Source organism: Tardiphaga sp. 813_E8_N1_3 (genome assembly GCF_051811025.1).
Classification (GTDB): Bacteria; Pseudomonadota; Alphaproteobacteria; order Rhizobiales; family Xanthobacteraceae; genus Tardiphaga.
In genome coordinates this window covers 2,927,927-2,945,531 of the sequence record NZ_JBPWQE010000001.1, presented here as the reverse complement: position 1 = coordinate 2,945,531, position 17,605 = coordinate 2,927,927, and the positions used below count along the sequence as shown (strand labels likewise).

Below are 17,605 nucleotides of genomic sequence, written 5' to 3'. Positions count from 1 at the left end.
AACCGCATCGGAAAAGGTCCTTTCGCGTGATCTGCCCCCTGATCCAGCCCTTGGCGCGGCCTTCCGGATTTGGCACATAGGACGCAGCTTGAAAGGCAACAAATGACAGACGAATCGGTATCCGACGCAGGCCGTGACTTCATCCGCGACATCGTTGCGGCGGACCTGCAATCCGGCAAGCACAAGAGCGTGGTGACGCGCTTTCCGCCGGAGCCCAACGGCTACCTGCATCTCGGCCATGCCAAGTCGATCTGCCTGAATTTCGGCGTTGCCGAGGAGTTCGGCGGCCACTGCAACTTGCGTTTCGACGACACCAATCCGACCAAGGAAGAGCAGGAATATATCGACGCGATCCAGCGCGACGTACGCTGGCTCGGCTTCGACTGGGGCGAAGGCAACCTGCATTACGCCTCGGACTATTTCGAGCAGCTCTATGACTGGGCGGTACATCTGATCCGCGCCGGCAAGGCCTATGTCGACGACCAGTCGCAGGAAGAAATCCGCTTCAAGCGTGGCACCCTGACGGAGCCCGGCCAGAACAGTCCGTTCCGCGATCGTCCGGTCGACGAGAACCTCGATCTGTTCGCCCGCATGCGCGCCGGGGAATTCCCGAACGGCGCCCGCGTGCTGCGCGCCAAGATCGATATGTCGTCGGGCAACATCAACCTGCGCGATCCCGTGATCTATCGCATCCTGCACGCGCATCATCCGCGCACGGGCACCGCTTGGAGCATCTATCCGAGCTACGACTTCGCCCATGGTCAGTCGGACGCCATCGAACATGTGACGCATTCGATCTGTACGCTGGAATTCGAGGATCACCGGCCGCTTTACGACTGGTGCCTGGAAAACCTGCCGGTGCCATCGCGGCCGCATCAGTATGAATTCGCGCGCCTCAACATGACGTACACGCTGCTCTCGAAGCGCGTGCTGACCGAACTTGTTCGCGGCGGCCATGTCACCGGCTGGGACGATCCACGCATGCCGACGCTTGCCGGCCTGCAGCGCCGTGGTATTCCCGCTGAAGCGCTGCGCGAATTCGTCAAGCGCATCGGTGTAGCCAAGGCCAACTCGACCGTCGATATCTCGATGTTCGACTTCGCCGTGCGCGAGACGCTGAATCGCACAGCACAGCGTCGCATGGCTGTACTGAAGCCGCTGAAGGTGGTGATCGAGAACTATCCCGAAGGTCAGACTGAACAGCTCGAAGCGGTCAATCATCCCGATGATGAAGCGCTGGGCACGCGGCAGATCCCGTTCGGCCGCGAGCTCTACATCGAGCATGACGACTTCATGGAAGAGCCGCCGAAGAAGTTCTTCCGCATGGCGCCGGGTCGCGAGGTGCGCTTGCGCTACGGCTATTTCATCACCTGCAAGGATGTCATCAAGAACGCCGCTGGCGAGGTGGTCGAACTGCGCTGCACCTATGATCCGGAAACCCGGGGCGGCAATGCGCCGGACGGTCGCAAGGTCAAGGCGACCATCCATTGGGTGAGCGCCGCAGATGCCGTGCAGGCGGAAGTACGCGTCTACAATCAGCTGTTCGCCGATCCGCAGCCCAATGCGACCGAGTTCGCATCACAGCTCAATCCGGACTCGCTGGAGATGCTGACCAGCGCCATGCTGGAGCCGGCGCTGGCGAGTGACAACACAAGCGATGTCGTGCAGTTCGAGCGCCAGGGCTACTTCTGTCGCGACAAGGATTCAGCATCGGGCAAGCTGGTCTTCAACCGCACCGTCGGTCTGCGCGACAGCTACGCCAAGATCTCAGGCTAAACGGTATCGTCACGAACGCGAGCATCGAAAACGGTGCTCGGCAGGCAATAGTCTTACATATTCCGCATCTGTTCCGCTGTTCAGTCCGGTCGCTTCCGCTAGCATTGCGGGCGAACGGAAGACAACGCATGGATCGTCTTGAAGCAATGAAGGTGTTCGTGGCTGCTCTGGACGAGGGCAGCCTCGCCGGCGCCGGGCGCAGGCTCGGGCGGTCGCCGGCCGCCGTTAGCCGGGCAATTGCCTTTCTGGAGCAGCACGTCGGCACCGAACTCCTTCATCGTACGACTCGTGCGATCAAGCTCAGCGAGACGGGGGAGCGATATGCTTTGGCTTGCCGGCGCGTGCTCGTCGAACTCGAAGAAGCCGACATGTCTGCCGCTGGCGAACATTCGGCCCCGCGAGGAACGCTGACGATCTCTGCGCCCCCGATCAGCGGCGAAGAAATACTCCGCCCGATCCTTAGCGCCTATCTCGACGCGTTCCCCGCAGTATCGGTGAACCTCGTTCTTCTCGATCGCCACGCCAATCTTGTCGAAGAAGGAATCGATATCGCGCTCCGTGTCGCAGAACTTCCCGACTCCGCGATGGTCGCGGTGCGGGTCGGCGGTGACGTCAAGAGAGTGGTCGCCGCATCGCCACGCTATCTCGGCATGCATCCGCGCATCACAGAGCTGGCGGACCTGACCCGGCATCAAATCGTCACCACCACGCATATGGGACAGGACACCTGGGTGTTTCCGCCTTTGGCGGGAAGCTCGATCGCGCGATCGGTTCACTTCAAGCCACGGCTCGTCGTCAACAGCGTTCGTGCCGCACTCGCAGCGGCGGTGGAGGGCTATGGTGTGACGCGGCTTTATACGTACCATGTGGCTGAACGCGTACAGGACGGATCGTTGAAACTCCTGCTGCGTGACGATGAACCGGCAGCGCTTCCGGTTCATCTTGTGATCCCGCAAGGCCGAATAACGGTGCCCAAGGTCCGCGCATTCATCGATTTCGCCACCCCTCGTTTGCGCGCCGAATTTTCGCGGCTTTCTGCGGAAGCTGGAGCGATGGCTCCCCGATAGACCCGTATTCTTTCGAGCGGCGGAAGAGTGTCTGCCGAAAGCCGGCAATTCTGCTGCCTGGCGCGGAAGAATAGAACGATGGTCACCGGGCCTGAGACGGGCCCCTCAACAGCATTATCGCTGGCTGGGTTACATCATCGAGGCATATCATGAGCAACGCACAGAAGGTTGTTATTATCACCGGGGCATCCCAAGGTATCGGCGCCAGCCTGGTGAAGGCTTACCGGGATCGCAATTACCGTGTCGTCGCCACGTCGCGGTCGATCAAGCAGGGTAGCGATCCCGACATTCTGGGTGTCGCCGGCGATGTGGGAGATCCTTCGACCGCGGACCGCGTGGTCAAGGAAGCGCTCTCGCGCTTCGGTCGCGTCGACACGCTGGTCAACAACGCCGGCATCTTCATTGCCAAGCCGTTTACCGACTACACGGCCGAGGACTTCGTGTCGAAGATTGCGACCAATGTCGCCGGCTTTTTCTACATTACACAACGCGTTGTAGCGGAAATGCTGAAGCAGGGCTCGGGTCACATCGTGAGCATCACGACCAGCCTGACCGATCATGCGATCTCTGGCGTGCCGTCGGTACTGGCCAATCTCACCAAGGGCGGCATCAATTCGGCCACCAAGTCACTTGCCATCGAGTATGCGACGAAGGGCATCCGGGTGAATGCCGTGTCGCCGGGCGTCATCAAATCTCCGATGCATGCTCCCGAGACGTATGAGTTTCTCGCTGCCCTGCATCCGGTCAAGAGCATGGGCGAAATGCGCGATATCGTGGACGCGGTTCTCTATCTCGAATCCGCAGGCTTCGTGACAGGCGAAATCCTTCACGTTGACGGTGGCCAGAGCGCCGGTCATTGAGGGAGGCATTCATGCCAATCGTGACGCTTCAGATTACGCGAGAGGGAACGGCTCCCGGTCGGGACTCCGTTACAGCAGAGGAGAAGGCGCAGCTTATTGCCGGCTTCAGCCACCTTCTGCTCGACGTGCTCCACAAGCCGCTGGAATCGACCTTCGTGGTTATCGAGGAGGTGGATACAGATAACTGGGGCTGGGGCGGCTTGCCTGCGCTTGAATATCGCCAGCTGCGTGCAGCAGGAGGCAAGTAGACAACATGGAGATCGCCAGTATTTGGCGGTCTCCAGTATCTTGTCGCATATTCTCCATCCGTTCCGCTGTTTAGTTTGATCTGTTCCGCTAGCATTGCAACTGTAGTGCCGGAGCAGCGGGATGGCGGGCGGGGGTGAGCAGCGGGAGCTGTCTCAGGGTCGGAGGGGAAGGGCCATTACCTGGCCGCCACCGGCCAGGACAGGTGTTGCTCTGCCGTCAGCGAGACCGTCGACGTCGGGCTTCGAGACACTCTGGACGTGGGTGCGGGCCGAAGCTGGTCCCGGTCGTTTGCTGCCATGGGTACCGATCGCTTTCGGCTCCGGCATCGCGCTGTATTTTGCCGCTGAGCATGAGCCGGTGGCCTGGGTTGCCGCTGCGACGGCAAGCCTTCTTTGCGTGGCTGCGTTTTTGCTGCGGCGACAGCGATGGTTTCCCTTGATCTTGCTCATTGCGGCCATCGCGGCCGGCTTCGCGATGGCTGCCATGAAAACCGCGCGTGTGGCTCATGAGGTTCTGGCGAAGCCGCTCTATTCCGTCGCGCTTACCGGCTTCGTAGAAACTCACGAGGAACGGGAGCGCACGGATCGCTTCGTGCTGCGCGTTGCCACCATGGACAGCCCGCGCGCCGCACCGAAGCTCACCCGTGTGCGGCTGTCGGTGAAGAAGGGCACGGCGCCTGCCGTCGGCAGCTTCGTCGAATTGAAGGCAAGGCTGCAGCCGCCGCTGTCGCCGCTCCGGCCGGGGAGTTACGACTTTGGCCGCGATCTGTATTTTCAGGGGATCGGCGCGTCCGGTTTTGTGATGGGCGGCATCAAGGCAGTCGATCCGCCGATACAGCCGAGTGTGGCGCTACGCTATTCGGCGACCATGCAGGGTCTGCGCGACGCCATCGACGCGCGGATCCGCACCGTGCTCTCGGGCGATAGCCGCGCCATTGCTACGGCGCTGCTCACAGGGCGTCGCGATGCGATTTCGGCTGACGTCAATGATGCGATGTTCATCTCCGGTCTCGGGCATGTGCTGTCGATCTCCGGCTATCATATGGCCGTCGTGGCCGGCGTGGTGTTCTTCGCGATACGCGCATTGCTCGCGTTGATCCCCGTCCTGACAGTGACGTTCCCGATCAAGAAAGTCGCAGCCACCGCGGCGTTGTTCGCAGCGCTGTTTTATCTGCTGCTGTCGGGCGCCGAGGTCGCCACGCAGCGTTCGTTCTTCATGACGGCCGTCGTGTTGATCGCTGTCATGGTCGATCGCCGGGCGGTGACGTTCCGCACGCTGGCGGTGGCGGCAATGGTCGTGCTGATCGTGGCGCCCGAAGCGCTGGTGCATCCGAGTTTTCAGATGTCATTCGCGGCGACGCTGGGGCTCGTCGCATTGGTGCAGATCGGCATGCCCGCGCTGTTTGCCTCGCCCGATCATTCCGCGACGGCGCGCGTGGCGCTATGGGGCGGACGCGAGATCGCGATGCTCGTACTCGCTTCGCTGGTAGCCGGCCTTGCCACCACGCCCTATGCCGCATTTCATTTCCACCGCGTCACGCCCTATGGCGTCGTCGCCAATCTCCTGGCGATGCCGGTGGTCTCGGCGATGGTGATGCCGGCGGGTATTCTCGGTTTGGTGGCCATGCCGTTCGGCTTTGATGGTGTGTTCTGGCGGCTGATGGATGTCGGCGTCCAGTGGATGATCGTGGTCACGCAATGGGTGGCAGCCTTGCCCGGTGCCATCGGCCGGATGCCGGCTTTTGGCACCGGGCCGCTGGTCGCCGCCAGCATTGGCATCATCGTGCTCGGATTGTTGCGCACGCCGTTGCGCCTAGCGGGACTTGGCGTGCTGGTGCTCTCGATCGTCTGGGCACTCCTGGTGAAGCAGCCGGATGTGCTGATCTCGGGGGACGGGCACAGCGTTGCGGTACGGGGCAGGGACGGGCGCCTGAATATGATGCGCAGCGCCAAGGATACGTTTCTGTTGAAAGAGTGGCTTGCCGGCGATGCTGACGCTCGGCTGCCAACGGATTCCTCCCTCAGCCATGGCGTGTCCTGCGACCGCGACGGATGCATCACGCCGCTGGCCGATGGCGCTCTGGTGGCGCTGGCTCTACAGCCTGACGCGTTCACGGATGATTGCGAGAAAGCGGTACTGATCGTCACGACGAAACAACCGCCAAAGGATTGCCGTGCGCTGGTGGTCGAACAGGATCGCCTGCAACGAAACGGTGCGGTGAGCTTGCAGCGAACTGCGAACGGCTTTGCGATGGATGCCGTGCGACCGCGTGGCCTGGACCGCCCGTGGTCGCGCGCCACCCCCGATGAGCCCCAGCACGATCTGATCCAGAACAGTCGCACGCCGCAAAACCGGCCGGTGGATGCGACGCCGGCGGAAACTGATCTTCAACCCGAAGATCAGTAATCCGCCGAGGCGACTGCCTTAATAGCGGCGATACAGGCCAATCAGCTTGCCTTGAATGCGCACCCGGTTGGGCGGCAGGATGCGGACTTCGTAAGCGTCATTGGCTGGCTCCAGCGCGATCGAAGCGCCGCGGCGGCGGAAGCGCTTCAGCGTGGCTTCCTCGTCGTCGATCAGGGCCACCACGATGTCGCCGGTGTCGGCGCTTTCGTTGCGCTGGATCAGCACCGTATCGCCGTCGAGAATGCCGGCGTCCTGCATGGAATCGCCGCGCACTTCGAGCGCGTAATGTTCGCCGGAGCCGAGCATGTCTGCGGGCATGCTGATGGTGTGGCTGCGGGTCTGCAGTGCCTCGATCGGCGTACCGGCCGCGATCCGGCCCATCACCGGGATGGCAACCGTGCGGCCATTGTCATCATCGCCGCTATTGCTGGCGATGCTGGCGGCCGTGCGTACCCTGCCGAGCGTGCCTTCGATGACGCTGGGCGTGAAGCCGCGGCGCCCGGTGCCGCCTGTGACCGGCGCGCCAAGCTCAGGCAGCTTGATGACTTCGATGGCGCGGGCCCGGTTGGGCAGACGACGTATGAAGCCGCGTTCTTCCAGCGCTGTGATCAGGCGATGGATGCCGGACTTCGAGCGCAGATCGAGCGCATCCTTCATCTCGTCGAAGGAGGGCGGGACGCCGGCTTCCTTCAGTCGTTGATCGATGAATCGCAGGAGTTCGTATTGTTTGCGCGTGAGCATCTGAAGCCATCCTCAGTTGACGGTGTCGGCCGCCGCGTGCGTTTCAAAGGGCCTTCGAACGGTGAGCCTCAGTCCAGAGACGATCGTTCGAAGATCGGTTGCGCGAGTTCGGGCACTCTCAAACTACTCAAAGCCACAGAATCTCGAAACAAATCATGAACGAACACTATATGTTCCATATGTGTTCTGCAATGCTTAATTTCCCGTCAAGAAGACGTATGTGGAGCCGAGCAAGGCAATGACTGAGGAAGTCGTTCCGGACCTTCCGCGAGCGCGTCAAACGACGGAAATGCGCGAGCAGACCGCTTGCAGTTACGCGGAAGGCGGCCGGCCGGAGAGTGGCAAAGGCGGCGGTGTCGTGGAGCCGGTCGCCAGCGAGCGCTGAACCATGATCGTGTCGGCCCAGCGGCCCGAGCGATAGGCGACGCCGGGCAGCAAGCCGACGCGGGCAAAGCCGAAGCTCTCATGCAAGCCGAGCGAGGCCGTGTTGTCGGCATCGATATAGCCGATGATTTGCCGAAAGCCGGCCGCCGCGCACACGTCGATCAATTCGCGCATCAACAGGCGGCCGATGCCGCGGCCGACATGTCCGTGGTGGATATAGATCGAGTGCTTGACCGTGTAGCGATAGGCCGGTCGCTTGCGGAACAGCACCACATAGGCATAGCCGACGACCTCGCCACCTCGGGTGGCGACGAGATGGGGAAACCGCTTGCTGCGCAGATTCTTGCGCCGATCTCTGAGATCGTCGGGCTGCGGCGTGTCGGCGTCGCTGACGCCTTCCTCGACGCCTTGCCGGATGTGCCGGCGATAGATCGCCAGCATGGCATCGACGTCGGTGTCGCGCGAGGGTCGTATGACGACCGGCTGTTCGAGTTCCGTTTGCAAATCAGGCTCCTTACGCGCTCCCTATTCGGAGACGACGTAAGTGTAAAGCCGGATCCGGCCATTGGCGTCGACCTTGCGGTAGATGCCCTGGATCTCGACGTCGAAGCCCGGGAACGTGTTGAAGCAGGTCTCGAACATCCTGAGATAATCGATCATCGGCTTGGACCGTTCGGTGAGCCGTTCTCCCGGTACGATCGTGGCGATCCCCGGCGGGTAGACCACGAACGGCGTCGTAGCAACACGCCCGAAGATCTCGTCGATGGGGAGGTAGTCGACGTCGTTGCGCACCAGGCAGCGCGCGGCATCATGGGGCGACATGGCGATCTCCGGCAGATGGTCGGCGGAGAATTGCCTGGTCTGGAGGTCGCTCACATTAGCCTCGCGGAAGAACCGGTGCATGTCGCCGCACAGATCCCGCAGGCGTATGCCCGCATAACGCGCCGGCCTGCGCCGGGCGAATTCCGGGATGACGTCTTCCAGCAGCGCGTTGTCGTCGTGAAACTTCTTGAAGGCGACAAGGCCCGATATCAGCGTGCCCGCCTTGCTGGCTTCCACGCCCGGCGTGAGCAGAAAGAGCAGCGAGTTGAGGTCGTTCTTCTCCGGCACGATGCGATTTTCGCGCAGGAACTGCGCGACCACTGGCGCGGGGATGCCGTGGTCGGCATAGGCGCCGGTGGTGCGATCGAAGCCGGGGGTCAGCACCGTCAGCTTGTTGGGATCGGTCATGGTGAAACCGGCTTCCATGCCGGGGAAGCCATGCCAGGCTGCGTCAGGCGCAAGCTGCCAATAGGATGGATTAGTGGCGAGCTGATCCGTACCGACGCTTTCCCACGGCACATTGTGAACAGCGCCTTCGCTGGATGCGTCTGGAATTGCGACGCGCTCGGGCACGAAGGGTTCAAAGAACCAGCGGCGCTCAGTGCGGGTTTCCTTTTCCTCGAATTCGCGGCGGACGGCGCGCATCTTCTTGCGCAGCTCGATGCCGAGCCGGATCGTGTCGTCCCACAACACTTCGCCGGAGCGGCCCTTCATCATCTGCGCGCCGACATCCAATGATGCGAACAGCGGATAGAATGGCGAGGTCGAGGCGTGCTGCATGAAGCTTTCGTTGAAGCGGCGATGCTCGACGCGGCGCTTCTGGCCGCGGATATGCCGATCCTTCATGTGGATCTGCGATGCCTGCGAGAAGCTCGCGAGCTGCTTGTGGGTCGACTGCGTCGCGATAATACCCGGCGAATCCGGGCCGAGCTCCTTGAGCCCCATGGCGAACCGGCCGGCATAGAGCGGGTGGAATTTCATGAAGCCGGCCCAGGCTTCGTCGAACAGAATGTAATCGCAGAGATGGCCGATGCGCTTGATGATCATCTCGGCGCTGTAGATGGTGCCGTCATAGGTGCACTGTTCGATGACGGCGACGCGGAACGGGCGCGGGCGCTTCCAGGCATCCTTGTCGGTGACCAGCGGATTGGTGCGGATGCGCTCGCGCAGCGCGTCCTCGCCGAGCGCATCCCAGTTCATCGGCCCGATCAGGCCCCAGGGATTGCGCGTCGTTGGCACATAGATCGGCACACCGCCCGAAATCATCAATGCGCCATGCAAGGCAGCCTTGTGGTTGTTGCGGTCGAACAGCACCAGATCGCCGTCGGTGACCAGTGCCGACAGGGCGACCTTGTTGGAGGTCGATGTACCGTTGAGCACGAAATAGGTTTTTTCCGCGCCAAAAATCTGCGCAGCTTCCTTCTGCGCCTGTAGCGCAGGGCCCTCATGGGTCAGCAGATCGCCGAGATCGAGCACCGAATTGTCGAGGTCGTCGCGGAACACCGCTTCGCCGAGATGTTCCATGAACACGCGGCCGATCGGGCTGCGGCTGTAGAACACGCCGCCATTGTGCCCGGGGCAGGTCCAGAGCTGGTTGCCTTCCTCGGCATAGTCGACCAGCGCGCCGAAGAAGGGCGTCTTCAGCGTCTCGGCATATTGCTTCAACCGGCTAATGAGATTCTTGGCGATGAACGGCGGTGTTTCTTCTGAGAGGAATACATAGCCGTCGATGAAATCGAGCACCTCGACCGGGACATCCTCAAACCGCTTGCGGCGGATCAGCAGGATGATGGGGAAGTCCAGGCCGCGTTTGCGCATCAGGTTGATCAGCGCCGCGGTCTTGCCTTCGAGGCCCTTCTTGCCCCAGTCGACCACCATACAGCCGATCGCCGCGTCGGTCTGGACTGCGATCGTGGCATCTTCGAGCTTGCGTGCCTTGACGACCTCGAAGCCGGAACGCTCGATCTCATCGACGATCTGATTGAGCCGAATGCCCTCGAGATCGTCGGCGTCGAATGTTGGCATCGCAAACAGGAAATTGAAGCGTTTGAAATAGTCCATTTGTCCACCGATCTTGTTTCGCTGCGATCTCTCGCTGCGTTACGTGACAATTCAGTGACTGAAACCGTGTTGAGGTATCTCAGTCAGGAAAAAGGTTTGGGAGCATGCCGCAAGGTGAGAGTTCCGAACGCGGCGTCGTTCTATGAGGGTAGCGCGCCGGCTAGGTTGGCAGTCGAATGATGGCGCATGAATCTCCGGCAGCCGCGGCCGGTGCGAATGGCTTGCGGATCAAGAGCCCCTCGGCGACAGCCAAATTCCCCAGCAGTGACGAGTCCTGTTTCATGACCGGTGTCGCCACCACAGTGCCGTCGGCTCGGGTCTCGAGGCGCGTGCGCAGATAATCCTCGCGCTGGTCGTTGGCGGCGAGATCACGGCCGAGCACCGCGGGTTCGATCCCGTGAGCGACGTCGTTTCGGCCGGACAGCGCACGCAGCAGGGGCACCATGAACAGGAAGCCGCAAACATAGGACGACACGGGATTGCCGGGCAGGCCGATGACCCGCATGGCCTGGCGGTGTCCGTGCATCATCGGTTTGCCGGGCCGCATCGCGATCCGCCAGAACGCCATCTCGACGCCGGCATTGATCAGTGACTGTTGTACGAGGTCGTGGTCGCCGACCGACGCACCGCCGGTAGTGATCAGCACATCGGCCTTTAGATCGATCGCGCGTTGAATGGCCGACGTCGTCGCCTCGAGCGTATCGGTGGCGATACCGAGATCGACCACCTCGGCGCCTTCGGCACGGGCCAGCGCACGCAGCGCGAAGCCATTGGAGAGTACGATCTGGCCGGGGCCGGGGACAGCACCGGGCATCACAAGTTCGTCGCCGGTGGCAAGCATCGCGACGAGGGGCCGTCGCCATACCGGCAATGCCGCATGGTTCATGCCGGCGGCAAGAGCGAGATCACGGTCGGTGAGGCGGGTGCCGGCGCGCAGCAGCACATCGCCTTCATTGAAATCGACCCCGGCTGGGCGGATATGCTTGCCGGAGATCGCGGCCTCGTTGATCCCGACGATATCGCCATCGCGCGTGGTGTCTTCCTGGATCACGACGGCGTCGGCGCCAGGAGGCAGCACGCCGCCGGTGAAGATCCGCAGGGCTTCGCCGGCCTGCAGTGCACGATCGAATGGCTTGCCTGCGGCGATCTCGCCGATCACACGCAGCTTCGCGCCCAAGGTCGCATCGGCGGCGCGTACCGCATAGCCGTCCATGGCCGACATGGGCTCCGGTGGCTGCGTGCGCAGCGAAGCGATGTCGCGGGCGAGCACACGGTGGAACGCGTCCTCCAGCGGCACCATCTCCTCGGGCAGCGCATCGGCGCCCGCGAGAATCGCGGCCATGGCATCGGTAACCGGCATCAGGGCCATTGGCAGGGGTCTCCGGCAGTGTGGGTGCCCGTCATAGCGGAGAGCGGGAGCCGACGCAAAACCACCGGCGCTTTGGCGGTGCCGGGGAAACGCGATAGACATCGGCGATCATGACCGACAACCACACCGCAACCGACGATGAAGCGCCTGCCTGGCGCGCCGATGTCGATGCGCTGGCGTTCCGGCCATCCGGTCATCGCGGGCTGTGCATGGTGCATCGTCACGCATTCCGGACGCTGCTCCGGCGCTATCCGTCGCCGGAGGAATGCGCAGCGTATTTCAACGATCGCAGAGCGGTGTTCCAGGCGGCCGCCGGTGCCAAAATCGTGCGCGCGTCGATGGCCGCTGATGCAAATTTCCATCTGACCAGCCGCGATCTCGCCCGCGCGATGCAAAATTAGCGGTCGCGCCGCCCGTGCAACTCGGCTAAATTGCCCCTCTATTTCGTGAGGATTCCGATGCAACAGACCCAGACCGCCCAGATCTCCGCCGTTACCACCGACGTCAATGTCGTCGTGCAGGCCGTTCTGGCCATGGCGCTCGGTCTGTTTATCGTCGGGGTGGTCGGTTTCTCGCATATCAGCGCCGTCCATAATGCGGCCCACGACACGCGCCACGCCAACGCATTCCCCTGCCACTGAGACATGTCCGTCTTCAGGTCGATCGTTTTCTCGGCAGTACTGGCTGGCGCGATCACTGGCGCTGCCATCACGGGCGCCCAGATGGTCGGGACCATTCCCCTGATCCAGAAAAGCGAAGTCTTTGAGCGCAAGGCCGAGGCCCCGGCACCTGCGCCGACGGTTGCCGCACAGCCCGCGCATGCGCACGACCATGGCGCCGCCGCCCATAGCCATGAGGCTGAGTGGGAGCCTGCCGAGGGCTTGCAGCGCAATGCCTTCACCACCGGCGCCAATATCCTGACTGCCATCGGCTTCGCGTTGCTGCTGGCCGGCATCTTCGCGCTGCGTGGCCGGGCCGTGAGCTGGCGGGAAGGGCTGTTCTGGGGTCTCGGCGGTTTCGTCGTCTTCACGGCGGCGCCCGGCCTCGGCCTGCCGCCGGAGCTGCCTGGAATGCCTGTCGCCGATCTCACACTGCGCCAGACCTGGTGGATCGGCACTGCCTGCGCCACAGCGGCCGGGCTCGGCCTGCTGGTGTTCCGCAAGGCGTCATGGGCTGCCATTCTCGGCCTTGGCCTGATCATCCTGCCGCACCTGATTGGAGCCCCGCAGGCGCCGGCTGGCCATACCGATGTTCCCGAAGCGCTGTCACACAGTTTCGTGGTTGCGGCGGTCCTGACCAGCCTGCTGTTCTGGGCACTCCTCGGCGTGCTCACCAGCATCGCCTTCCAGCGCATCTCGCGGGCTTAAAGCCCCAGTGCCTTGAGTGCCTCGGCGACGGATGTCGGCGAGGTCACGTGCACGGTCTGCAATCCGCAGGCGCGAGCGGCCTCGATGTTTTCGGCGAGATCGTCGAAGAATACGATCCGTTCAGCAGGCATGCCGATTTCTGCAATCACATGCCGGTAGGCCTCGACATCGGGCTTGCGCAAGCCGATGGAGGACGACAGAAACACCGTCCGGAAGTGGTTGAGCAGATCGGCATGCCGTTCCGAGAAATGCGTGACATGCGCTACATTGGTGTTTGAGAATGCGTAGAGCGGCCAGCGCTTCGATGCATGCGCCATGAGTTTGGCGATGCCCGGCATCTCGCCGACGAAGATCGCATTCCAGCCTTCGAGAAATTGACCGGGCGTCAGGTCGATATCAAGCGTGTCACGCAGATGCGCGAAGAACGCGTCGTCGGAAATCTCGCCGCGCTCGTGCCGCATATAGACGTCGCCGCGCGCAAACCGGCTCACGATGTCGTCCGGTGAACACTGCGCATAGTCCGACCAGACCTTCAACACACGAGTGAAGTCGATATCGAGTACGACGCGGCCGAGATCGAACAGCAGGGCGTCAGCGGAATTTGGCCTGAGCGGCATCGTTATCTGTATCCCTTGGCTCAACGATTGAACCTGCTGCGGCGCAGGTTAGCTGAGGGTGGCAGAAAATCCTTATTTCCTCGTGACAAACCGTCCCGATATTTCTGTTGCCTAGGCAACTAATTCGTGAGAGCTTTTCCAAAGAGGGCGCATACGAGAGCAGTCAACTGCCGCGTCCCACAGGGAGAGAAACGATGATGGACCGCTCGTGCGGGACAGCGATTGATGACGCGCGAGCAACCCGTGGTGGCCTAGCCGGTGACCGCGCCGAGATTGCCGTGAATGCGTCGCAGCAAGTCGACCAGCACTTCGCGTTCGCTCTCATCCAGGCAGGACAGCAGCTTTCGTTCGCGTTCCAGTGCGGTCACAATGACGGCGTCATGGGTAGTGCGCCCTTTGGTGGTCAGCGTAATCGAATGGGTGCGCGCGTCGTCAGGGTCGGCGTTGATGGCGACCAGCCCGCGTTCTTCCAGCATGGCAAGCGTGCGGCTGACCGGTCCCTTGTCGAAGCCGATAACGTGGCAGATGCGCGAGGCGGGAATGCCGGGCTCGATCGCCAGCAGCGACATGATGCGCCACTCGGTGACATTCACGCCAAAGCGCTTCTGATAGAGCACGGTCGCGTTGCGCGAGAGCTTGTTCGCAATGAAGGTGATGAAGGCTGGCACGTAACGATCGAGATCGAGCAACTGCCCGCCTTTGGAAGCAGGCACTTTCGCGGCGACAGTCCTGACATTGACCTTTGTCGCTTTCGCCCTGGCGGGCTTTCGAACCGTTTTTCCCGATCCATTCTTGCTCATGCAACACGATCCTGCCTGCCAGCGTGACGTCGTCGAAATCGGCGAGATCACATGGTTCTGAGGAATAGAGACACGCAGCCACAATTGCCAACAAGAAAATATGGGAGATTCACATGGTTGCCACGGTCACGACGGCATCGCCCCACACCCCGCCAGTGCTGTCCTTTGGCGGAGCCTTGCCGAACGACGCATCGTCTCAGCCCGTCGTCCACCTCGACGTCGATCCCTTCGCCATGGGCTTCTTCGCCGATCCTCACCCCACCCACGAGGTGCTGCGTGAAGCCGGGCCCGTGGTGTATCTCGACAAATGGAACGTCTACGCGGTCGCGCGCTATGCCGAAGTTCATGCAGTCCTGAACGATCCCGCGACGTTCTGCTCGAGCCGCGGCGTGGGTCTTAGCGACTTTGCCAGGGAGAAACCGTGGCGCCCGCAGAGCCTCATCCTCGAAGCCGACCCGCCGGCGCATACGCGCACGCGCGCGGTACTCAACAAGGTCCTGTCGCCCGCGGTGATGAAGCAACTGCGCGACGGCTTTGCCGCGGCGGCTGATGCCAAGGTCGACGAACTGCTGGAGCGGCGCAGTTTCGACGCGGTCGCGGATCTTGCCGAAGCCTATCCACTATCGGTGTTCCCCGATGCGATGGGACTGCAGAAGGAGGGCCGCGAAAACCTGCTGCCTTATGCCGGTCTTGTCTTCAATGCCTTCGGTCCGCCGAACCAGCTGCGCCAGGACGCCATCGAACGCTCGGCGCCCCATCAGGCCTATGTCGCCGCGCAATGCCAGCGTGACAATCTCGCGCCCGGCGGTTTCGGCGCCTGCATCCATGCGCGGGTCGACGCCGGCGACATCACCGCCGACGAGGCGCCGCTGCTGGTGCGCTCATTGCTGTCGGCAGGACTGGACACGACGGTGAACGGTATCGGCGCTGCCGTTTATTGCCTGGCGCGCTACCCCGAAGAATTCGCGCGGATGCGCAGCGACCTGTCGCTGGCGCGCAACGCCTTCGAGGAGGCGGTGCGCTTTGAGAGTCCGGTGCAGACCTTCTTCCGCACCACGACGCGCGATGTCGAGATCAGCGGCTGCCATGTCGGTGAGGGCGAGAAGGTGCTGATGTTCCTGGCCGCCGCCAACCGCGATCCGCGCCGCTGGGCCGATCCCGAACGCTACGACATCACCCGCAAGACGTCCGCCCATGTCGGCTTCGGCTCCGGCATCCACATGTGCGTCGGCCAGCTCGTGGCGCGGCTTGAGGGCGAGGTCATGCTCTCCGCACTGGCGCGCAAGGTCGCGGCGATCGAGATCACCGGCGAGGTCAAGCGCCGTTACAACAACACGCTGCGCGGGCTGGAGAGCCTGCCGGTCACCTTCACGCCCGCCTGAGGATTCCATGCCGAGCATTACATTCATTCATCACGACGACCGTGCCGAGACAGTCAGCGCCAATGGCGGCGACAGCGCCATGTATACGGCGCTACTGCATGGCATCGACGGCATCACGGGCGAATGCGGCGGCGGCGCGGTCTGCGCCACCTGCCACGTCTATATCGACGACAACTGGCTGGGCAAAGTTGGCGCAGCCAGCGCCGACGAGGATGAGTTGCTGGAAGGGGTCGCCAGCGAGCGGCTGCCGAACAGCCGGCTGTCGTGCCAGATCAAGATCACCGAGGCGCTCGACGGCCTAGTCCTGCGACTGCCGGAGCGACAGGTGTAATTCGCAAGCAAGACCGCGACCGGCAACGTCCGGACCCGCGTAATCAAGGCGGAGGGAGAGACGGTAATGAAGGGCTTGAAGACAGTTTTGGCTGCTGCGGCATCCTGCGTGATGGCGACGGCAGTTCAGGCGCAGGTGTCCGACGATGTGGTGCGGGTGGGTGTGCTCAACGATATTTCCGGCGTGTTCCAGGACACCAACGGCATGGGCTCGGTGGAAGCCGCGCGGATGGCCGCCGAGGATTTCAACGGCGGCGGCAAGAACATCAAGGTCGAGATCGTCTATGCCGACCATCAGAACAAGGCGGATGTCGGCTCCGCCATCGCGCGCAAATGGCTCGATGTCGAAAAGGTCGACGCCATCGTCGACGTGCCGAATTCATCCGTGGGTCTCGCCATCAACAATATCGCCCGCAACACCAGAATGACGTTCCTGGCATCGTCCACGGCGACCTCGGACCTCACGGGGAAGGACTGCTCGCCGAACACCATCCAGTGGGTGAACGATGCATGGGCCACCGGCAACACCACCGCCGCGGCGATGATGCAGCGGGGCGGTGACGACTGGTACTTTCTCACGGTGAATTACGCGCTGGGGCAGGGCATCGAGGCCGAAGCCACCAATTACATCACGAAGAACGGTGGCAAGGTGCTGGGGTCGTCGAAGCATCCGCTCGGCACCTCCGATTTCGCCTCGCTCTTGCTGCAGGCGCAGAGCTCCAAGGCCAAGGTGATCGGCCTAGCCAATGCCGGCGCCGATGCCATCAATGCGGTCAAGCAAGCTGGTGAGTTTGGCATGCAGGACGGCCCGCAGAAGCTGGTCGCGTTCCTGATCTTCATCAACGACGTTCACGGCATGGGCCTGAAGACCGCGCAGGGCCTGCTGCTGACGGAATCCTTTTACTGGGACATGGATGACGACACCCGCGCCTTTGGCAAACGCTTTGCGGCGCGGCCGGGCATGAATGGCAAGATGCCAAGCGCCAATCAGGCGGGCGTCTATGCCTCCACGCTGGCCTATCTCAATGCGGTGGCCGCCAAGGGCAGCGACGATGCCGGCGTGGTCGTGCCGCAGATGAAGACGTTCAAGGGCAAGGACAAGCTGTTCGGTGAGGTCACGATCCGCGCCGATGGCCGTGTCATTCACCCGATCTATCTGTTCGAGATCAAGAAGCCAGCGGAGTCGAAGGGGCCGTATGACTATTACAAGCTGCTCTCGACCATCCCGGCCGAAAAGGCTTTCCGGCCGATGGCCGACGGCGGCTGTCCGATGATCAAGTAGCCTATCGCGCATCGATACCGGCAACATCAGTCGTTCCCGGTATCGGTGTGGGGCCAGTTGCGGGAATTGGCGGATCGGTAGGTAACTTGCTG

17 protein-coding genes are annotated in these 17,605 nt (G+C 62.4%); 11 read left to right on the top strand and 6 right to left on the bottom strand.

All coding sequences use genetic code 11. The features are described 5' to 3' along the window. Positions 1–102: 102 nt before the first annotated feature. The 5 genes from AB8A33_RS14085 to AB8A33_RS14065 all read left to right on the top strand — a co-directional run bounded on the left by AB8A33_RS14085 (position 103) and on the right by AB8A33_RS14065 (position 6,358). Entirely contained in the window at positions 103–1,776 is a 1,674-nt protein-coding gene (locus AB8A33_RS14085) for a glutamine--tRNA ligase/YqeY domain fusion protein (protein WP_439093326.1), read from the top strand. Positions 1,777–1,904: 128 nt separating this feature from the next. Next, positions 1,905–2,843, top strand: a complete 939-nt coding sequence (locus tag AB8A33_RS14080; protein WP_439093325.1) for a LysR family transcriptional regulator — start codon at positions 1,905–1,907, stop codon at positions 2,841–2,843. Between the two features lie 149 nt (positions 2,844–2,992). Beyond that, complete coding sequence (locus tag AB8A33_RS14075; RefSeq protein WP_439093324.1) at positions 2,993–3,703, top strand: SDR family NAD(P)-dependent oxidoreductase; 711 nt, start codon at positions 2,993–2,995, stop codon at positions 3,701–3,703. Between the two features lie 11 nt (positions 3,704–3,714). Beyond that, the gene (locus AB8A33_RS14070; RefSeq protein WP_439093323.1) at positions 3,715–3,951 is read left to right on the top strand and encodes a tautomerase family protein; all 237 of its coding nucleotides are present in this window, start codon (positions 3,715–3,717) and stop codon (positions 3,949–3,951) included. A gap of 121 nt (positions 3,952–4,072) precedes the next feature. Next, on the top strand, positions 4,073–6,358 hold the full coding sequence (locus AB8A33_RS14065) for a ComEC/Rec2 family competence protein (RefSeq protein ID WP_439093322.1): 2,286 nt from the start codon (positions 4,073–4,075) through the stop codon (positions 6,356–6,358). An 18-nt stretch (positions 6,359–6,376) separates the two neighbouring features. Here AB8A33_RS14065 and lexA read toward each other — a convergent pair whose 3' ends face one another. The 4 genes from lexA to AB8A33_RS14045 form a co-directional block, all read right to left on the bottom strand. After that, entirely contained in the window at positions 6,377–7,099 is a 723-nt protein-coding gene (lexA, locus tag AB8A33_RS14060) for a transcriptional repressor LexA (protein WP_439093321.1), read from the bottom strand. Between the two features lie 312 nt (positions 7,100–7,411). Next, the gene (locus AB8A33_RS14055; protein WP_439093320.1) at positions 7,412–7,987 is read right to left on the bottom strand and encodes a GNAT family N-acetyltransferase; all 576 of its coding nucleotides are present in this window, start codon (positions 7,985–7,987) and stop codon (positions 7,412–7,414) included. Between the two features lie 21 nt (positions 7,988–8,008). After that, positions 8,009–10,366 (bottom strand): Orn/Lys/Arg decarboxylase N-terminal domain-containing protein, encoded by a 2,358-nt coding sequence (locus AB8A33_RS14050; RefSeq protein ID WP_439093319.1) that lies wholly within the window; start codon positions 10,364–10,366, stop codon positions 8,009–8,011. Positions 10,367–10,526: 160 nt separating this feature from the next. After that, positions 10,527–11,735, bottom strand: a complete 1,209-nt coding sequence (locus AB8A33_RS14045) for a molybdopterin molybdotransferase MoeA (RefSeq protein WP_439093318.1) — start codon at positions 11,733–11,735, stop codon at positions 10,527–10,529. 110 nt (positions 11,736–11,845) lie between these two features. On the opposite strand from AB8A33_RS14045, the gene AB8A33_RS14040 reads away from it, so the two are divergent. From AB8A33_RS14040 to AB8A33_RS14030, 3 genes are read left to right on the top strand one after another with little or no spacing between them, the layout of a single operon-like run. Beyond that, positions 11,846–12,136 carry a hypothetical protein gene (locus AB8A33_RS14040; protein ID WP_439093317.1) on the top strand — a complete coding sequence of 97 codons (291 nt, stop codon included), beginning with the start codon at positions 11,846–11,848 and terminating at the stop codon, positions 12,134–12,136. 57 nt (positions 12,137–12,193) lie between these two features. Next, positions 12,194–12,376, top strand: coding sequence for a CbtB domain-containing protein (locus AB8A33_RS14035; RefSeq protein WP_089264725.1), 183 nt, complete (start codon positions 12,194–12,196; stop codon positions 12,374–12,376). A 3-nt stretch (positions 12,377–12,379) separates the two neighbouring features. Further along, positions 12,380–13,102 carry a CbtA family protein gene (locus AB8A33_RS14030; protein ID WP_439093316.1) on the top strand — a complete coding sequence of 241 codons (723 nt, stop codon included), beginning with the start codon at positions 12,380–12,382 and terminating at the stop codon, positions 13,100–13,102. Here AB8A33_RS14030 and AB8A33_RS14025 read toward each other — a convergent pair. Further along, a complete protein-coding gene (locus AB8A33_RS14025; RefSeq protein ID WP_439093315.1) occupies positions 13,099–13,719 on the bottom strand; it encodes an HAD-IA family hydrolase in 621 nt (206 codons plus the stop codon). The genes AB8A33_RS14030 and AB8A33_RS14025 overlap by 4 nt on opposite strands. Positions 13,720–13,970: 251 nt before the next feature. Next, the gene (locus tag AB8A33_RS14020) at positions 13,971–14,519 is read right to left on the bottom strand and encodes a MarR family winged helix-turn-helix transcriptional regulator (protein ID WP_439093314.1); all 549 of its coding nucleotides are present in this window, start codon (positions 14,517–14,519) and stop codon (positions 13,971–13,973) included. 233 nt (positions 14,520–14,752) lie between these two features. Between AB8A33_RS14020 and AB8A33_RS14015 the strand changes: the two genes are divergently transcribed. The 3 genes from AB8A33_RS14015 (at position 14,753) to AB8A33_RS14005 (ending at position 17,513) form a co-directional block, all read left to right on the top strand. Next, positions 14,753–15,901: a cytochrome P450 gene (locus AB8A33_RS14015; RefSeq protein WP_439095935.1), complete on the top strand. Its 1,149-nt coding sequence runs from the start codon at positions 14,753–14,755 to the stop codon at positions 15,899–15,901. A 7-nt stretch (positions 15,902–15,908) separates the two neighbouring features. Then, positions 15,909–16,232: a 2Fe-2S iron-sulfur cluster-binding protein gene (locus AB8A33_RS14010; RefSeq protein WP_439093313.1), complete on the top strand. Its 324-nt coding sequence runs from the start codon at positions 15,909–15,911 to the stop codon at positions 16,230–16,232. Between the two features lie 66 nt (positions 16,233–16,298). Then, positions 16,299–17,513 (top strand): ABC transporter substrate-binding protein, encoded by a 1,215-nt coding sequence (locus AB8A33_RS14005; protein WP_439093312.1) that lies wholly within the window; start codon positions 16,299–16,301, stop codon positions 17,511–17,513. The last annotated feature ends 92 nt before the right edge of the window (positions 17,514–17,605 follow it).